This window comes from Frankia gtarii (assembly GCF_025403375.1).
Lineage (GTDB): Bacteria > Actinomycetota > Actinomycetes > Frankiales > Frankiaceae > Frankia > Frankia gtarii.
Map to the genome: position 1 here is coordinate 1 of NZ_JAMPTM010000034.1, position 17,747 is coordinate 17,747.

At 70.4% G+C, this 17,747-nt stretch carries 12 protein-coding genes and 1 tRNA gene; 7 read left to right on the plus strand and 6 right to left on the minus strand.

Annotation, left to right across the window (positions count from 1 at the left end):
• Window positions 1–182: 182 nt before the first annotated feature.
• The 5 genes from NBZ83_RS07970 to NBZ83_RS07990 all read right to left on the minus strand — a co-directional run bounded on the left by NBZ83_RS07970 (window position 183) and on the right by NBZ83_RS07990 (window position 5,107).
• Window positions 183–530, minus strand: coding sequence for a hypothetical protein (locus NBZ83_RS07970; protein WP_261568030.1), 348 nt, complete (start codon window positions 528–530; stop codon window positions 183–185).
• 20 nt (window positions 531–550) lie between these two features.
• Entirely contained in the window at window positions 551–934 is a 384-nt protein-coding gene (locus NBZ83_RS07975; protein ID WP_261568032.1) for a hypothetical protein, read from the minus strand.
• A 753-nt stretch (window positions 935–1,687) separates the two neighbouring features.
• A tRNA-Gly gene (locus NBZ83_RS07980) sits at window positions 1,688–1,761 on the minus strand.
• 131 nt (window positions 1,762–1,892) lie between these two features.
• Entirely contained in the window at window positions 1,893–4,322 is a 2,430-nt protein-coding gene (locus tag NBZ83_RS07985; RefSeq protein ID WP_261568034.1) for a glycoside hydrolase family 65 protein, read from the minus strand.
• The gene (locus tag NBZ83_RS07990) at window positions 4,319–5,107 is read right to left on the minus strand and encodes an HAD family hydrolase (RefSeq protein WP_261574650.1); all 789 of its coding nucleotides are present in this window, start codon (window positions 5,105–5,107) and stop codon (window positions 4,319–4,321) included. The genes NBZ83_RS07985 and NBZ83_RS07990 overlap by 4 nt, the downstream gene beginning before the upstream one ends.
• Window positions 5,108–5,299: 192 nt before the next feature.
• Here NBZ83_RS07990 and dcd point away from each other — a divergent pair, with 192 nt between their 5' ends.
• The gene (gene dcd / locus NBZ83_RS07995) at window positions 5,300–5,899 is read left to right on the plus strand and encodes a dCTP deaminase (protein WP_261568038.1); all 600 of its coding nucleotides are present in this window, start codon (window positions 5,300–5,302) and stop codon (window positions 5,897–5,899) included.
• 117 nt (window positions 5,900–6,016) lie between these two features.
• Here the strand turns inward: dcd and NBZ83_RS08000 are convergent, their stop codons facing one another.
• Window positions 6,017–8,218 carry a (Fe-S)-binding protein gene (locus NBZ83_RS08000; RefSeq protein WP_261568040.1) on the minus strand — a complete coding sequence of 734 codons (2,202 nt, stop codon included), beginning with the start codon at window positions 8,216–8,218 and terminating at the stop codon, window positions 6,017–6,019.
• A 653-nt stretch (window positions 8,219–8,871) separates the two neighbouring features.
• Between NBZ83_RS08000 and NBZ83_RS08005 the strand changes: the two genes are divergently transcribed.
• The 6 genes from NBZ83_RS08005 to clpB all read left to right on the plus strand — a co-directional run bounded on the left by NBZ83_RS08005 (window position 8,872) and on the right by clpB (window position 17,741).
• Window positions 8,872–10,116 (plus strand): nuclease-related domain-containing protein, encoded by a 1,245-nt coding sequence (locus NBZ83_RS08005; RefSeq protein ID WP_261568041.1) that lies wholly within the window; start codon window positions 8,872–8,874, stop codon window positions 10,114–10,116.
• A gap of 378 nt (window positions 10,117–10,494) precedes the next feature.
• A complete protein-coding gene (dnaK, locus tag NBZ83_RS08010) occupies window positions 10,495–12,324 on the plus strand; it encodes a molecular chaperone DnaK (protein ID WP_261568043.1) in 1,830 nt (609 codons plus the stop codon).
• Between the two features lie 65 nt (window positions 12,325–12,389).
• Window positions 12,390–13,103, plus strand: a complete 714-nt coding sequence (gene grpE / locus NBZ83_RS08015) for a nucleotide exchange factor GrpE (RefSeq protein WP_261568068.1) — start codon at window positions 12,390–12,392, stop codon at window positions 13,101–13,103.
• A 152-nt stretch (window positions 13,104–13,255) separates the two neighbouring features.
• Complete coding sequence (gene dnaJ / locus NBZ83_RS08020; protein ID WP_261568044.1) at window positions 13,256–14,455, plus strand: molecular chaperone DnaJ; 1,200 nt, start codon at window positions 13,256–13,258, stop codon at window positions 14,453–14,455.
• Complete coding sequence (locus NBZ83_RS08025; RefSeq protein WP_261568045.1) at window positions 14,452–15,018, plus strand: heat shock protein transcriptional repressor HspR; 567 nt, start codon at window positions 14,452–14,454, stop codon at window positions 15,016–15,018. The genes dnaJ and NBZ83_RS08025 overlap by 4 nt, the downstream gene beginning before the upstream one ends.
• A 104-nt stretch (window positions 15,019–15,122) precedes the next feature.
• The gene (clpB, locus tag NBZ83_RS08030) at window positions 15,123–17,741 is read left to right on the plus strand and encodes an ATP-dependent chaperone ClpB (protein WP_261568047.1); all 2,619 of its coding nucleotides are present in this window, start codon (window positions 15,123–15,125) and stop codon (window positions 17,739–17,741) included.
• The last annotated feature ends 6 nt before the right edge of the window (window positions 17,742–17,747 follow it).

Sequence of the window (17,747 nt, forward strand, 5' to 3'; positions counted from 1 at the left end):
CCACCTGCCCCCGTCCGCGATCAGCCGCCTGAGCCGAACGCCCACGGTAGATCCGCGGCGAAGTGGTGCTCGGAATGGGCTAGTACTCTCCAGGGGCGCCCGGACCGCGCCAGACCCGGACGGTCTCCTCGGGGCTGGGGCCGGTCTCCTGGTCCGTGTCGCCCCGGGGATCCCGGTCCGGCTCAGGACCCGGCATCACCGCCAGGTGATCCACCCGGTGGGTCCGCCCCTCTCGACGAGGCGGCCGGCGGTGCCGAGGCGAACGTCGGTACAGATGCGTCGGCCGTGCCGATATTACGGATCTTGACCGTGTAGGTGGGACGGTCACCCTCCCTGACGTCGGTGTGACCGTCGTCGATCTCGATGGAAAGATCGGGAGCCGCCTCGTCGGCGTGCTCCGGTGACGGTGCCTCATCGGCGAAGACGGGGGGCGAGGCCACGAACGTGCCGGCCACGACGAGGGGGCTGCCGAGCAGGGCGGCGGTGAGCAGGAGCCGCCCACGCACGCGCCCGAAACGGAAGATGCTCATCTCATCTCCTTCCCTTCCGCTCATTGAGTCGCCGCTATGTAGTCGAAAGTGGTGGAGTACCTGTCGGAGGCAACGAACGGAATGTCGATCGAATAGTCGTTGCTGACCGCGTCCCCGCCCGGTGCCGACGGTTGTCCCTGGGAGTAGACGGGGACCGCCGCCGCGTCGGACAACGGTTGGAAGGCCGACGTCCCGGACTCCCGGACCAGCAGGGAGCTCACCGGGATGGAATCGTCGTTGCCGGCCGTCTGCGCAGTCAGGGTCGGCGACGTCGCCTGGACCGCGACCGTGTATCCGTTCGAGCTGTTCGTGGTGACGGTCATGGTGACCGCCCCGTTCGCGACGACGGAGCTGCCCGCCGCAGCCGACCGCGCCTCCTGCACTGCCCCCGTCCAGCATTTCATCTTCTCCTCATCTCCGGCCAGGACGAGGACGCCGTCGACTCACGCCTAACAGCTGCTCCCGCCGCGATGTGGCGTCGCCCCGTAGCAGTTCAACCCGGGGCTCGATACTGCGTGGAACGCGATCGAACGGGTGCGACTACCCGTGTCGAACGGCACGATGCCGGAACGAGGGAAAGGGATATCGAACGTGAATCTTCGGTACGCATCCCGCACCGCCATCGTGGTGAGCGCCGCGGCGGTGACAGTGACCGCCCGCATCGGTGCCGCCTCGGCCCGTCCCCGGCATCCCGGTGCCGCCCGCGGTGGATCTGAGCATTCCGCCCGACACGGCCGATCTGGGCACCCTGCCCGGTGACAGCGACAGCCGGGCGGTGAATGTCGCCAACGGCGGTCAGGTTCTGGTGCAGGACAACGACACCCGTCGTGTCTTCGGCTGGGATCACGGTTGCCACACCGAGGTCAGCGGTCTCAGCGGCGGCGACGTCCGGGCGGTCGCGACCAACAATTGTGGGATGGTCGCCGGCGACGCCGTTCTGAGCTCAGGGAACTTCACGCGTTCCGCTGAGACGACGGAGCAATCCTGGACCTGGCGCCCACGAGAACCGGCCAGGCCGACGTGCGGTGATGCGGCGCTCCGTACCGCCGCCACCGCATCACGCAAGATCCACCAGGGGTACGCGAATGGAACGGTCAGCCCTCATGGACTCGACAAAGCGATCATATCCGGCAACCGCCGACAAGCCTTACGCACAGTGGAGCGGGCGACGGGAATCGAACCCGCGTTGCAAGCTTGGGAAGCTCGTGTTCTGCCTCTGAACTACGCCCGCATGGTGCATCCGCATCGTACCGGATGGAGGTGCCGACGCGGCGGGGCGGGTGCGTAGGAAAGCCCCTTGTCCCGCCCCGGCGCCGGCGGCTCGGCCGGCACCCCGATCGACCGCCGGCGGCTGACCCGTCGTCAGCCGTCCGTGCTGCGACCGGTGCTGGACGGGACGGCGCCGGCGGTGCTCCCGGCGCTCGGCTGGCCGCCGACACCGGGTGGGCGCAGGAAGTGCAGCGGCTCGCGGCCCAGGGGTTGCTTGGGGCGGTCAAGCACGGGGGCGGGCGGCACGTCCAGGCTCACCGGCTCGCCCGGCTGGACCCGGGCTGTCTGGCCGTGGTGAAGCAGGGTCATCGCCGCGCCCTCGGAGAGGGTGTAGGTCGCCGTCGCGTCGGACACCTCCACCCGCAGGTGGCGGCCGCGCACGCACAGGCCGAAGGCGAGCCGGGTCAGGCCCTCGGGCAGACGGGGGGAGAAGGCGATGACCTCGCCGCTGTCGCGCAGGCCGCCGAAGCCCTCCACGAGGGCGATCCAGCTGCCCGCGAGGGAGGCCATGTGCAGGCCGTCGCCGGTGTTGTGCTCGATGTCGCGCAGGTCCATCAGCGCAGCCTCGCGCAGGTAGTCGTGGGCGAGGGAGAGATGGCCGCACTCGGCGGCCAGCACCGCCTGGCAGCAGGCCGACAGCGACGAGTCCCGGACGGTCAGCGCCTCGTAGTAGGCGAAGTTGCGGATCTTCTCGTCCATGGTGAACGCGTCGCCGCAGCGCTGCATCGCGAGCACGAGGTCCGCCTGCTTGATGACCTGCTTGCGGTAGAGGTCGAAGTAGGGGAAGTGCAGCAGCAGCGGGTACTGCTCGGGCGTGGTGTTCTCGAAGTCCCAGACCTGATGCTCGGTGAACCCCTCGGACTGCGGGTGGACCCCGAGATGGGGGTCGTAGGGGATGTACATGTCCTCGGCCGCGTCCCGCCAGGAGGCCGTCACCTCGGCGTCCACGCCGAGCTCGGCGGCGCGGGCGGGATGGCGGCGGGCGGCGTCCGCGGCGGCGATGAGGTTCCGCTGCGCCATCAGGTTCGTGTAGACGTTGTTGTCGGCGATCGCCGAGTACTCGTCCGGGCCGGTGACGCCGTCGATGCGGAACCGGCCGTCGAGGTCGTGGTGGCCCAGCGAGCGCCACAGGCGCGCCGTCTCGACCAGGATCTCCAGGCCGACCTCGCGTTCGAACCGCTCGTCCTCGGTGACGTTGACGTAGCGGGCGACCGCGTCGGCGATGTCGGCGTTGACGTGGAACGCCGCCGTCCCCGCCGGCCAGTATCCGGAGCACTCCTCGCCGTGGATGGTGCGCCAGGGGAACGCGGCACCGGCGAGGCCGAGCAGCTCGGCTCGCTCCCGGGCCAGCGGCAGGGTCGCGTGCCGCCAGCGCAGCGCGTCGCCGGCCGCGTCGGGGGCGGTGTAGGTCAGCACCGGCAGCACGTAGGTCTCGGAGTCCCAGAAAGCGTGACCGTCGTAGCCCGGACCGGTCAGGCCCTTCGCCGGGATGGCACGGCGCTCCGCCCGGGCGGCCGACTGCAGGACGTGGAACAGCGCGAACCGGACGGCCTGCTGAACCTCCGGGTCGCCGTCGACCTCGACGTCGGCACGGTTCCAGAACGCGTCGAGGTATTCCCTCTGCTCGCGCACCAGGCCGCCCCAGCCGGTCTGGCGGGCGGCGACGAGCGCGGCCGCGGCCTGGTCGCGCAGCGCCGGCAGGGACCGCTGCTCGGACCAGCCGTACGCGAGCCACTTCACCATCCGCAGCTTCTGGCCGGGTTGGAGCACGACGGTCGCGGTGACCCGGCCCGCGTCGGGTTCACTTTCCGAGGAGATGCCCAGTGAATCCGGGCCCTCGAAGTAATGGTCCATCGCGGCGGCGACCCGGATCTCGCTGTGCCGGGTGATGTGGACGGTTTCGACCTTGGTCCCGTCGGCGCGGTGACGTTCGGAGACCAGCGGCGACTCCAGCACGGCGGCGGCCCGCGGGTCGCCGCGCCGGGTCGGGAGCTGCTCGTTGGCCACCAGCTCCGACTGGATGACGACCCGGGCCGAATCATCGACCGCTTCGACCTCGAAGTAGAAGGCTGCGATGGACCGCTGGGAGAACGACACCAGCCGCTCGGAATGCACCCGGATCGTCTGGCCGGCCGGTGAGACCCATTCCACGTCGCGGCTGAGCACACCCTCCCGGAAATCGATCACCCGCTGATGCGACCGCAGCTCGCCGTACCGGATGTCGAACGGCTCGTCATCCACCAGCAGACGGATGATCTTACCGTCGGTGACGTTGATGACCGTCTGCCCGGATTCCGGATAGCCGTAGCCGGCCTCGGCGTACGGCAGGGGGCGCAGCTCGTGCACGGAGTTCAGGTACGAGCCGGGCAGGCCGTGTGGATCGCCCTCGTCGAGGTTCCCCCGCAGCCCGATATGGCCGTTGGACAACGCGAACAGCGATTCGGACCGGCCCAGATCGCAGAGGTCGACACCGGATTCCCGGATCGACCACGGCTCAATCAGGTAGGACGCCTTATCGATCATGCCGGGCCGCGCCCGAGACCGGACGGCGTGGACGGCGTGGACGGCGTGAGCAGCTCGGCCAGGTCCTCGACAACGACGTCAGCGCCGTGCCTGCGCAGCTGCTCGGCATGCCCCTGGCCGACCCGGTCGACGCCCACCACGTAACCGAAGCCGCCGGCCCGGCCGGCCTCGACACCGGCCAGAGCGTCCTCGAACACCACCGCCCGCTCCGGGGGCACGCCGAGCAGCTTGGCGCCGGCGAGGAAGGTGTCCGGCGCCGGCTTGCCGGCCAGGCGCTCCTGGGCCGCGACCACGCCGTCGACGACCGCGTCGATGAAGGTGTCGAGGCCGGTGGACCGCAGCACCTCCACGCAGTTGGCGCTGGAGGAGACCACGGCTCTGGGCCCGGCGTGCCTCGCCAGCTGCTCCAGGTAGGCCCGCGAACCCGGGTAAACCTCCACGCCGTCGGTCCTGATCCGCTTCAGGAGCAGAATGTTCTTGCGGTTGGCCAGCGCGTTGACTGTCAGCGCGGACGGCGGGTCGTCCGCCGTCCCCTCGGGCAGCCGGATGTGGCGGGCGGCGAGAAAGGCCCGCACCCCGTCGGCCCGGGGCCGACCGTCGACGTATTCGGCGTAGTCCTCCCCGATGTCGAACGCGACGAACGGTTCACCGGACCGGCTGGCCCAGTTCTCCAGAAAGTCGTCGAACATCTCCTTCCACGCGGCCGCGTGCACCGTCGCGGTATTGGTGAGCACCCCGTCGAGATCGAACAGGCACGCCTGAATGTGATCGGGTAGCCCCAGCATGCTTCTCCCGCCTGTGTCCGCATTTCCGCCTTCCGCCGGGACGGCCCCGTTCCGGCGGACCGTTCCCCGAGCGGACGCGTCTCTCCTACCCATGTCACGCTACGTCTCACCCCCCTCGGCCGAACCCCGGCCGGTGGTCGGCCGGGTGGACAGGCAGTGAAGATCGACCGCGCATGCTCTAACGTCCACGGCGTGCTGCTGTCCGACCGGGACATCCGGACCGAGATCACCGCGGGCCGGGTCCGTCTCGACCCCCACGACCCCGCCCTGATCCAGCCGTCCAGCATCGATCTGAGGCTGGACCGCTGGTTCCGGGTCTTCGCCAACCACCGGTACAGCCACATCGACCCGTCAGTCGAACAGGAAGATCTCACCGAGCTCATCGCGCCGGCGGGCGACGAGCCGTTCGTGCTTCACCCGGGCGAGTTCGTGCTCGGCTCGACGCTGGAAATCGTCACCTTGCCGGACGACCTGGCGGGCCGCCTGGAGGGGAAGTCGAGCCTGGGCCGGCTCGGGCTGCTCACGCACTCGACGGCCGGCTTCATCGATCCCGGCTTCTCCGGGCACGTCACGCTGGAGCTGTCGAACGTCGCGACGCTACCGATCAAGCTCTGGCCGGGCATGAAGATCGGCCAGCTCTGCCTGTTCCGGCTGTCCTCGCCGGCCGAGCATTCCTACGGCTCGGCCGTCTACGGCTCCCGCTACCAGGGCCAGCGCGGCCCGACGCCGTCCCGCGCCTACCGGGACTTCACCCGCGCCCCCGTCCCGAACGGGGAACTCCCACCCGACTGACCCGCCGCGTGATCCCACCACCCTCGTGACCCGCAAGCCGGGCAGACGACAGCGACCCGGGCCCCTCGCGGATGGCGAGGGGCCCGGGTCGCTGAAATGGCGAGGGTTGGCCGCAGGTCAGCCGACGGGCTCGACGGGGGTTGCCGCCGGCGTCGCCGGCACCAGCGAGCGGGCCAGCAGCTGCGAGACGTCGAGCACCTCGACGCTCTCCTTCGCCTCACCGGAGAGCTTCTTCTCCGTCACGGCGTCGGTCAGCATCACGATGCAGAACGGGCAGGCGGTGGACACGACGTCCGGGTCGAGGCCGAGGGCCTCCTCCATCCGGTCGACGTTGACCCGCTTGCCGATCTTCTCTTCCATCCACATCCGCGCGCCACCGGCGCCGCAGCAGAATCCGCGTTCCTTGCAGCGGTGCATCTCCTGGCCCCGGATACCGGGGATGGCCTCCAGGATCTCCCGCGGCGGGGTGTAGACCTTGTTGTGCCGGCCGAGGAAGCACGGGTCGTGGTAGGTGACCGACGAGTCGATCGGGGTGATCGGCACCAGCTTGCGCTCCTCGACGAGCTTGCCGAGCAGCTGGGTGTGGTGGACGACCTCGTACTCGCCGCCGAGCGAGGAGTACTCCCGGGCGAGGCTGTTGAAGCAGTGCGGGCAGGTCGCGACGATCTTCTTGACGCCCGCGGAGTTCAGCAGCTCGATGTTCGCCTTGGCCATCTCCTGGTAGAGGTACTCGTTGCCAAGCCGGCGGGCCGGGTCACCGGTGCAGGACTCGTTGGTGCCGAGGATGGCGAACTCGACTCCGGCGGTGTGGAGCAGCTCGGCGAAGGCACGCGCGACCTTCTTCGCCCGGTCCTCGATGGCCCCGGCACAGCCGACCCAGTACAGGTACTCGACGTCGTCGGGAATCCGCTCGCCGTCGTCGATGATCCGCACCTCGAAGGGCAGGCCCTCGGTCCACTCGGTGCGCGTCCGCTGCGACACGCCCCAGGGGTTGCCGTTGTTCTCCAGGTTGCGCAGCATGACGCCGGCCTCGGACGGGAACGCCGACTCGATCATCACCTGGTAGCGGCGCATGTCGACGATGTGGTCGACGTGCTCGATGTCCACCGGGCACTGCTCGACGCAGGCACCGCAGTTCGTGCACGACCACAGCACGTCGGGGTCGATGACCCCGCCCTCCTCGGCGGTTCCGACCAGCGGCCGGTCCACCTGCGGCTGGCCGGGCTCGGGCACCCGGCCGAAGCCGGACTCGGGCACACCGTGGTGAGCGTGCGCGTCCTCGGAGACCCCGGTGACCGCCGCCGGCGCCGCCTCGCCCTCGGCCTCGCCCTTGGTGGACAGCAGGTAGGGGGCCTTGGCGAACAGGTGGTCACGCAGGTCCATGATCAGCAGCTTCGGCGACAGCGGCTTGCCGGTGTTCCAGGCGGGGCACTGGCTCTGGCAGCGCCCACACTCGGTGCAGGTGGCGAAGTCGAGCATCGCCTTCCAGGTGAAGTCCTCGACCTTGCCGACGCCGACGAGCGGCTCGTCCTCGTCCATCAGCTTCTCGATGTCGGGGGTGCTGCCGAGCGGGCCGAGGGCGACAGGCTCACGCTTGAGCACGACGTTGATCGGCGCCAGCCCGATGTGCAGGTGCTTGGAGTACACCACCAGCACGGAGAAGCCCATGATGACCGCGATGTTGAGCAGCAGGAAGGCCGTCTCGATGTCCTCGTTCACGCCGTGCGACAGACCCGAGAAGATCCGGCTGACGACGTAGGAGGCGAAGGCCCACTTGGTCTGGCCCTGCGGCAGGTTCCCGGTGTTGTACTGCGCGCCACGGTAGATCAACAGGGTCACGACGACCGCCGTGATCAGGCCGAGGATGACCCACGCCGGCCCGGTGTGCGAGCCGTAGAAACGCGACTTGCGCTCCAGCCGGGCGGGTGCGTTCTTGATCCGGATGATCGTGAAGGCGGCCAGTCCGGCGAGCACAGCGACGGAGAAGAAGTCCTCCAGGAAGCCGATGGCCGCCCAGTGACCGAACCAGGGGATGTGGAAGTCGTCGTCGAACAGACCGCCGTAGGCCTCGATGACGGTCAGCAGCAGGATCGTGAAGCCCCAGAAGGTGAACAAGTGCGCGATCCCCGGGACCGACCACTTCAACAGCTTCCGCTGACCGCCGACCTCGCTGATCTCGGTCCAAATACGCTTCGGCAGGTCGTCCAGCCGGCCCTGCGTTGGCTGGCCCGACCTGATCAGCCGGAACAGCCAGAACACCCGGCGGCCGGCAACCGCGAGAGCGATCAGCGTGATCGCTCCACCGATCGCAATTCTCACAGCATCCTCCATCTGGGCACCCACCCTTGCGGGTGAGCCTACTCGTACCGGCCAGTAACAAAACGGGACGAGTGAGCCGTGCCACCCGTTTCGACGAGCCCCGTCCCATCCGCCGGCCGAGGTCGTTCTCGCAGATCCCGATGTGGACAGCGGTGACTTCGCGACCGGCGGCGAGCCCGCCTACCACCGACCCTGCCACGACGTGGTCCGAGCGGCCCGAGATAGGGGGTCCGAAGGTCCGATCGCCCGCGCCGAGTGCGCTGGACTGCTACTTTCGGTGGCAGATGCTCAACCGACGCGCAACGTCTCGCACCGCCACGACTACCGCACCGTCACGCACCCGCGTACCGCGCCGGCCTCGGCGGGCGGTCGGCAGCGGTCGTGGCACCAGCACCGTGCCGACCATGTCTCGCCCTCGTCCACGCCGCGCGGGCACCCAAGTCGATGATGTCAACCCTTGTGCTGCAAGGACCTTCGACGCACCATAAGGACGGCCTTTCGCCCACGGTTACCGGGCGATCGTGTGTCCCGCGGTGCAAGCTTCGCCGAGACATGTGTAGGCCTGGTGCCAGCGCTGTCGCGACGATGCCCGGCGTTCACGGCGGACGGGCCCCTACCGACGTTGACGACCCCTGCGAACCATGGTGGGCACGATGGCAACGATCACCCGGCCGACGATGACCCGAGTCGGCCGTCCCGGGCAGTCCCTGCAGACGGAGTACCAGCGGGCCCGGGAGAACCAGGCACTGGTCCGGCGGGACCGGCTGACGCGGCAGGTCCCCCGCATCGCGGCGCGGGCGGCGGTGGTCGGCCTCGTCCTCGCCCTGGTCATCGGCTTCGGGGTCGGGCAGCCGGGCATCGCGATCGCCGTGTTCTTCCTGGTCTTCCTGGCCTGGCCGGCCGGCATCGTCATCGCCGCGTACGGCACCGCGCCGGACATCGAGTCGCTGCGGGAGGGCGCCGAGGCCGAGCGCAGGACTGCCCGAGCCATCGCCCGGCTGCGCCGGCAGGGCTACATCATCCTCCACGACCGGGCCGTGCCGTACTCCGAGGCGACCATCGGCCACCTCGTGATCGGTCCGGGCGGGGTGATGGTGATCGGCAGCGACAACAGCAAGGGGACCGTGCGCTACACCAAGGGCGGGGCGATCTGCGACGGCGAGTCGCTCAAGCCGGTGATCGACCGGGCCTCCTGGCTCGGGAGCGAGGTCCGCAGCCAGGTCCGGGCCGCGCTGCCGATGCTCAAGATTCCGGTCAACCCGATCCTGGTGATGGTCGAGGCCGACGTGCTGTGGAGCGACGGCGCCCTCGACGGTGTGACGATCATCAGCATCAAGGACGCCGCCAACTACATCCGCAAGAAGCCCGGCCGCCTCAACCCGGGCGAGGTTCGGCAGATCATCGCCGCGGCGGAACGGCTGTTCCCGGCCTTCTCGGCCAACCGGCTGGCCGACCAGGTCACCGTTGACCGTGACCAGTGGCTGACCCTCATGGACGCGCTGCGCACCATCCGCGAGCGCGACGGCGACGCCAGCGACATGCTCGACCGGCTCGCCCAGATCGAGGCCGACCTGGGCCGGCAGGCCGACGTCAGCGAACGGACCGGGATGCCGCTGACCGTCCCGGGCCGCGGGGTCCCCGCCGCGGCGGCCGACCTCGACGCGGACGGCCCGCCCGAGGCCGCCGGCGGCCCGGTGGCCTCGATCGGCCTGGCTGCGCCGCGCAGCGGGGGCGCGCGGCCACGCGCCAGCGCCCGCCGGGGCCGCATCCTGGCCGCGGTGCGCTCGCCGAGGGAGGCCCCCCAGCCACCTCGGACCGACGCCTCGGGCAGCGCGGGCGACCCGCCCGACGGTTCCCCGTCCGGCGAATCGAAGCCGCAGCCGCCCGCCGGCTCCTGACCTCGCACCACCCGGCAACGACTTCCGCACCCGACCCCGCGCGGGGTCGGGCCTGCGGCATGCCCGCGGTCCTTGCAGCGCCGAAGGCTCTGCCACGTGATCCGCCCTGCCATCGGTCGGCGTGCCCCGCCGATCGCCTCGAGCGGGAATCCCACCGGGGATCGCAAAGTTGAGTATGGATGACTCACCTCTGCCGAGTTATGCTAGGAGCCGTCATCATGAGTCACGCAGACTCAACCTCCTGATGCGCCCTAGCGTTAGCAGGACCGCACTCTCCGGGTGGCCCTCGGAGAGCCGGTCCACCGAGAGGTTTCACCCCACGAGGTCGGCTCGCATGCACCGTTCGCGGCGCCGGCATGGATCGAGAGGCACACAGACATGGCACGAGCGGTCGGCATCGACCTCGGCACCACGAACTCCGTCGTGAGCGTGCTCGAGGGCGGCGAACCCACGGTGATCGCGAACGCCGAGGGCTCTCGCACGACCCCGTCGGTCGTGGCCTTCGCGAAGAACGGCGAGGTCCTGGTCGGCGAGGTCGCGAAGCGGCAGGCTGTCACCAACGTCGAGCGCACCATCCGGTCGGTCAAGCGCCACATGGGCACCGACTGGAAGATGAAGGTCGACGCGAAGGACCTGACTCCTCAGGAGATCAGTGCCTTCATCCTCCAGAAGCTCAAGCGGGACGCCGAGTCCTACCTCGGCGAGGCTGTCGCGGACGCGGTCATCACCGTCCCCGCCTACTTCGACGACGCCCAGCGGCAGGCGACCACGGAGGCCGGCACCATCGCGGGCCTCAACGTCCTGCGGATCGTGAACGAGCCGACCGCGGCGGCCCTCGCCTACGGGCTGGACAAGGGCGAGAAGGAGCAGACCATCCTGGTCTTCGACCTCGGTGGCGGCACCTTCGACGTCTCGCTGCTGGAGATCGGCGACGGCGTCGTCGAGGTGAAGTCCACCTCCGGCGACACCCACCTCGGCGGTGACGACTGGGACCAGCGGATCACCGATCACCTGATCAAGACCTTCAACGGTCAGCACGGGGTCGATCTCGGCAAGGACAAGATGGCCCTGCAGCGGCTGCGGGAGGCCGCCGAGAAGGCGAAGATCGAGCTCTCCCAGTCCAGCCAGACGTCGATCAACCTGCCTTACATCACCGCCTCGGCGGAGGGCCCGCTGCACCTCGACGTGTCGCTGTCGCGGGCCGAGTTCCAGCGGATGACGTCCGACCTCATCGACCGCTGCAAGCACCCCTTCCAGCAGGCGGTGAAGGACGCGGGCATCAAGGTCAGCGACATCGACCACGTCGTTCTCGTCGGCGGTTCCACCCGGATGCCCGCCGTCGTCGACCTGGTCCGCGACCTCACCGGTGGCAAGGAGCCGAACAAGGGCGTCAACCCGGACGAGGTCGTCGCCGTCGGCGCGTCGTTGCAGGCCGGCGTGCTCAAGGGCGAGGTCAAGGACGTCCTGCTGCTCGACGTCACCCCGCTGTCGCTCGGGATCGAGACGAAGGGGGGAATCATGACAAAGCTCATCGAGCGCAACACCACGATTCCCACCAAGCGCTCGGAGATCTTCACCACCGCCGAGGACAGCCAGCCCTCCGTGCAGATCCAGGTTTTCCAGGGTGAGCGCGAGATGGCCGCGTACAACAAGAAGCTCGGCATGTTCGAGCTGACCGGCCTGCCGCCGGCTCCGCGCGGCCTGCCCCAGATCGAGGTGACCTTCGACATCGACGCGAACGGCATCGTGCACGTGTCCGCCAAGGATCTCGGCACGGGCAAGGAGCAGTCGATGACGATCACCGGCGGGTCCGCGCTGCCGCGCGACGACATCGATCGGATGGTCCGCGACGCCGAGCAGTACGCCGAGGAAGACCGTAACCGCCGCGATGAGGCCGAGACCCGGAACAAGGCGGAGACTCTCGTCTACTCCACCGAGCGGTTCCTGGCCGAAAACGGCGAGAAGATCGACGCCGCGGTGAAGTCGGACGTGGAGGAGAAGCTCGGCACCCTGCGTGGCGCTGTCGCGGGCACCGACACGGCGGCCATCCGGGAGGCCGCCGACGCGCTCGCCGCCGCGAGCCAGGCGATGGGCCAGGCCATGTACGAGCAGGCCGCGCAGGAGGGGGCGGGTGCCCCCGGCGCCGGCGGACCGGCCGACGACGACGTGGTCGACGCCGAGATCGTGGACGAGGAGGACAAGAAGTGACCTCCGGTCAGTCCAGCGACTGGTGGGGTGCGGGCAGAGACGACGGGGAGGAGCCTCGCGTGGTCGTGCGCGATCGGCGACGGATCGACCCGGAGAGCGGCGAGGTGCGGGCGGATGCCGCCACCGTGCCCGACGCACCGGCGGGCGCTGCTCCCACCGGTGCTCCCGCCCAGGAGGTCGACGGTGAGCTCGTCGCCTCCCTGCAGCACCAGATCGCCGAACGCACGGCGGACCTGCAGCGGCTGAAGGCGGAGTTCGACAACTACCGCCGGCGGGTCGAGCGGGACCGCCAGCAGAGCGGCGAGCAGGCGACCGCCAAGCTGCTCGCCAGCCTGCTGCCAGCCCTCGACGACATCGGTCGTGCCCGTAACCACGGGGATCTCGAAGGACCGTTCAAGGCCATCGCCGAGGCCCTCGAGACGACGTTGGAGGCCGCCGGGCTCGAGCGCTACGGTTCGCCGGGCGACGAGTTCGACCCGTCCGTCCATGAGGCGCTCATGCACTCCTACCGGGCCGACGTGACCGGCCCGACCTGTGTGGACGTCTTCCGGGCCGGCTATTCGCACGCGGGTCGGGTCCTGCGCCCCGCGCAGGTGGCGGTCGCGGAGCCCACGGGCGAGGTGGCTGCGCCAGCCGAAGCCGAGCCGCGAGCCGACGAGGCAGCAACCCACGGGTCCGGGCGGCCGGACGAACCGGCGCAGCGGCCGAGTCCGCTCCCGGACGACACCGGCAGCATCCCCCGCCCTGATCACGGCGGGCCCACTGTCAGCGCCGACTGAGGGTGGCAGCCGGGTCCGGCCCGCCCGGCCGCCCGTGCCGTGGCGGCACCGGTCGGTTCGCCACGCAGGTCGCGACCTGAGGGACGTGGCCGGCCGTCCCGTACGGGCGGACAGCCCGTACGGGACGACACGATGAGGAAAGGAGGGGCGCTGTGAGTGTTCGCGACATGGTCGAGAAGGACTATTACGCCGCTCTCGGCGTTCCCAAGGACGCCTCGGCGGCCGACATCAAGAAGGCGTACCGGAAGCTTGCCCGAGAGCTGCATCCGGACAAGAACCCGGGCGACGCCAAGGCCGAGGCCCGGTTCAAGGAGGTGTCCGAGGCCTACGACGTTCTCTCCGACGAGAGCCGTCGACGAGAGTACGACGAGGCTCGGGCGCTGTTCGCGGCCGGCGGCCGGTCGGGTGGCCTCGACGGCGGGCGGCCCGGCGGCTACGGGGGCTTCGGTGCTCCCGGCGGCTTCGGTGCTCCCGGCGGAGGTTACGGCGGCGGCCCGAACGTCAACTTCGAGGATCTCCTCGGCGGGGCGGGCGGTGGTCTCGGCGGTTTCTTCGACATGTTTCAGCGGTCGTCGCCGGGCCGCGGGCCCCGCCGGGGTGGCGACATCGAGGCCGAGGTCACCATCCCGTTCGAGAAGTCGCTGACCGGGCTGGAGGCGTCGGTCCGGCTGCCCGGCGCCGCGACCTGCAACACCTGCGAAGGCAGCGGGGCCCGGCCGGGGACATCCCCACGGACCTGTACGACCTGCCGGGGGCTCGGCGTTGTCTCCCGTTCCCAGGGCGGATTCGCGCTGTCCGAGCCCTGCCGCGACTGCCTGGGCAAGGGCACGCTGATCGATCACCCATGTCCGGACTGTCGGGGCTCCGGTCGCCGCGAGCGCGAGCAGCGCATCCGCATCCCACCCGGCGTCAGCGACGGGCAGCGGCTACGGGTGCGCGGGCGCGGCACGCCCGGGGAGCGCGGCGGCCCGGCCGGTGACCTTGAGGTGACGGTCCATGTGCTTCGCCATCCCGTCTTCGACCGGGAGGGCAACAACCTGACCATCACGCTCCCCATCACGATCACCGAGGCGGCCCTGGGCGCGTCGGTCCGGGTGCCGACTCTCGACGGCGCGCCGCTCACGGTGAAGGTGCCGGCCGGCACGTCCAGCGGACGGCGGCTGCGGGCCCGTGGACGCGGTGTCCCGACGTCGGGCGGCGGAAACGGTGATCTCATCGTGACGCTGGAGGTGACCGTGCCCAAGCCGGCCGATCTCTCGCCGCGCGCACGCACGGCGTTGCTCGAGTTCGCCCAGGCCCATCCCGAAGATCCACGGGCGCCGTTGATGGAACGGATGGAGGCAGAGGGATGACCGCGCGGCCGAATCGCACGTCCGACCCGCCGGCCGCGTCACACGCACGAACAGCTCCGGCGCGACGGCCGGGGGAGCGATCGCCGTCGGACCCACGGACCTCGGCCGCCGAGGTCCGGCCGGAGGGGTACTACCCGACCGGTCCGCTGCCCGGCCCCGCTCACGACGAGGACGCACCGGTCTACGTCATCTCCATTGCGGCGCAGCTCGCGGGCATGCACCCGCAGACCCTGCGGTCCTATGACCGACTCGGGCTGGTCACCCCGGGCCGTACCGCGGGCCGGGGGCGGCGCTATTCCGCCCGGGACGTCGCCCTGCTGCGGGAGGTGCAGCGCCTGTCCCAGGAGGAGGGCGTCAACCTGGAGGGCATCCGGCAGATCCTGCACCTCAGCGCTCAGGTGCTGGCGCTGCAGGCGCAGGTCCGCCAGCTCGCCGAGGAACTCGCCCGGGCTCGCGTCGACGCGGAGCGGCAGGTGGCCGAGGCGCACGCCAGCCACCGGCGCGACCTCGTCCCGGTCGACCGCGGGGCGATCGTAGTATGGCGGCCGCTTCCCCGCCGTTGACTGCCCGGCACGAACCTCACATCAAGATTGAGCGGGAACGACTCACCTATGCTGAGCGTTGCAAGAGATGACACTGCACGCACCTGACCACCCTGGGATCCGCCATGAACGCTGAACGCCTCACCGCCCGCTCGCAGGAGGCTCTCTCCGCGGCGATCAGTCGAGCCACCGGCGACGGGTCGCCGCTCGTCGACCCCCTCCACCTGCTCACCGCCCTGCTCGAGGCTCCCGACGGGGTCGGTGCGGCGCTGCTGTCCTCGGCCGGCACCTCCGTCGACACGGTCCGGACGAAGGCCGAGGCCGCGGTATCCCGGCTGCCCAGAGCCACCGGGATGAGCGTCTCGGCACCGCAGCTGTCCCGCCAGCTCCTCGCCGTGCTCAACAGCGCCGAGGGACAGGCCGCCCGGCTGGGCGATGAGTACACCTCGGTCGAGCACCTCGTCGTCGCGCTCGCTGAAGAGGGGGGCGAGGCCGGCCGCATCCTGACCTCTGCCGGTGCGAGCCCGGACGCGCTGCGCGGCGCCTTCGACAAGGTCCGCGGCGGCGCCCGGCGGGTGACCAGCCGCGACCCCGAGGGGTCCTACCGCGCGCTGGAGAAGTACTCGATCGACCTCACCGAGCGGGCCCAGCAGGGCAAGCTCGACCCGGTGATCGGCCGGGACGCGGAGATCCGCCGGGTGATCCAGGTGCTGTCCCGGCGAACCAAGAACAACCCGGTCCTCATCGGCGAGCCGGGCGTCGGCAAGACCGCCATCGTCGAGGGTCTCGCGCTGCGGGTCGTGGCGGGCGACGTGCCCGAGTCGCTGCGCGGCCGGCGGATCGTCTCGCTCGACCTGGGCTCGATGGTCGCCGGCTCCAAGCTGCGCGGCGAGTTCGAGGAGCGGCTGACCTCGGTTCTCAACGAGATTCGCGAGGCCGAGGGGCAGATCATCACGTTCATCGACGAGCTGCACACCGTGGTCGGCGCCGGCAGCGCCGAGGGCGCGATGGACGCGGGCAACATGCTCAAGCCCATGCTCGCCCGCGGTGAGCTACGCATGATCGGCGCGACCACCCTGGAGGAGTACCGCACCAGGATCGAAAAGGACCCGGCGCTGGAGCGACGCTTCCAGCCGGTCCTCGTCGGCGAGCCGACCGTCGAGGACACCATCGGCATACTGCGCGGCCTCAAGGAGCGCTACGAGGTGCACCACGGGGTGCGCATCACCGATGCGGCGCTGGTCGCCGCGGCGACCCTGTCCGACCGCTACGTCACCGCCCGCTTCCTGCCGGACAAGGCGATCGACCTCATGGACGAGGCCGCGTCCCGGTTGCGGATGGAGATCGACAGCCGCCCGGTCGCGATCGACGAGCTCGAGCGGGCCGTGCGCCGGCTGGAGATCGAGGATCTGGCGCTGTCGAAGGAGAACGACGAGGCCTCCCGGGAGCGGCGCGGCCGGTTGCAACGCGAGCTGGCGGACCGGCGCGAGGAGCTGTCGAGCCTCACGGCGCGCTGGCACCGGGAGAAGGACTCGATCTCCGAGGTCCAGAAGATCAAGGAGGAGCTGGAGAACGTGCGCCGCGCCGCGGAGCTGGCCGAGCGCGACCTCGACCTGGCGAAGGCCGGCGAGCTGCGCTACGGCACGATCCCGACGCTGGAGCGGCGGCTGACCGACGCCACCGACGCGCTGGCCGCCGCGGACTCGCCCGGCGGGGCGATGCTCAACGAAGAGGTCGGCCCGGACGACGTCGCCGAGGTCGTCGGTGCCTGGACGGGCATCCCGGCCGGCCGGCTGCTCGAGGGTGAGACGGCGAAGCTGCTGCGGATGGAGTCCGAGCTGCACGCCCGGGTGATCGGCCAGGACGAGGCGGTGCGGGCGGTGTCCGACGCGGTTCGCCGGGCCCGAGCCGGCATCGCCGACCCCGACCGGCCCACCGGCTCGTTCCTCTTCCTCGGTCCGACCGGCGTCGGCAAGACGGAGCTCGCGAAGGCGTTGGCCGACTTCCTGTTCGACGACGAGCGGGCGGTCGTGCGTATCGACATGAGCGAGTACGCCGAGAAGCACTCGGTCGCCCGGCTGATCGGGGCCCCGCCCGGCTACATCGGGTTCGAGTCCGGCGGCCAGCTCACCGAGGCGATCCGCCGCCGGCCCTACAGCGTCATCCTGCTCGACGAGGTCGAGAAGGCCCACCCGGACGTCTTCGACGTGCTGCTGCAGGTCCTCGACGACGGGCGGCTGACCGATGGCCAGGGACGCACGGTCGATTTCCGGAACACGATCCTCGTCCTGACCTCGAACCTGGGCTCGCAGTTCATCGCCGATCCCACCCTGAGCCCGCAGGTGCGGCGCGAGTCCGTGATGGTCGCGGTGCGGGACGCCTTCAAGCCGGAGTTCCTCAACCGGCTCGATGACGTCCTCGTCTTCGACCAGCTCGGCCGCGACGAGCTGACCCACATCGTCGACCTCCAGCTCGACCGGCTGCGAGCGCGGCTGCATGAGCGGCGGATCGGCCTTGAGGTCACCGACCCCGCCAAGGCCTGGCTGTCCGATGTCGGCTACGACCCGGTGTTCGGAGCGCGGCCGCTGCGGCGCCTCGTCCAGACGGCGATCGGCGACCAGCTCGCCCGGGAACTGCTCGCCGGACAGGTCCGCGACGGCGACGACGTGCTGGTCGACGCCGTCCCCGGCGGCTCCGGGCTGATCGTCTCGGCCGCGATCAAGCCGACCGCCAAGGCCTTGTAGGAGCCG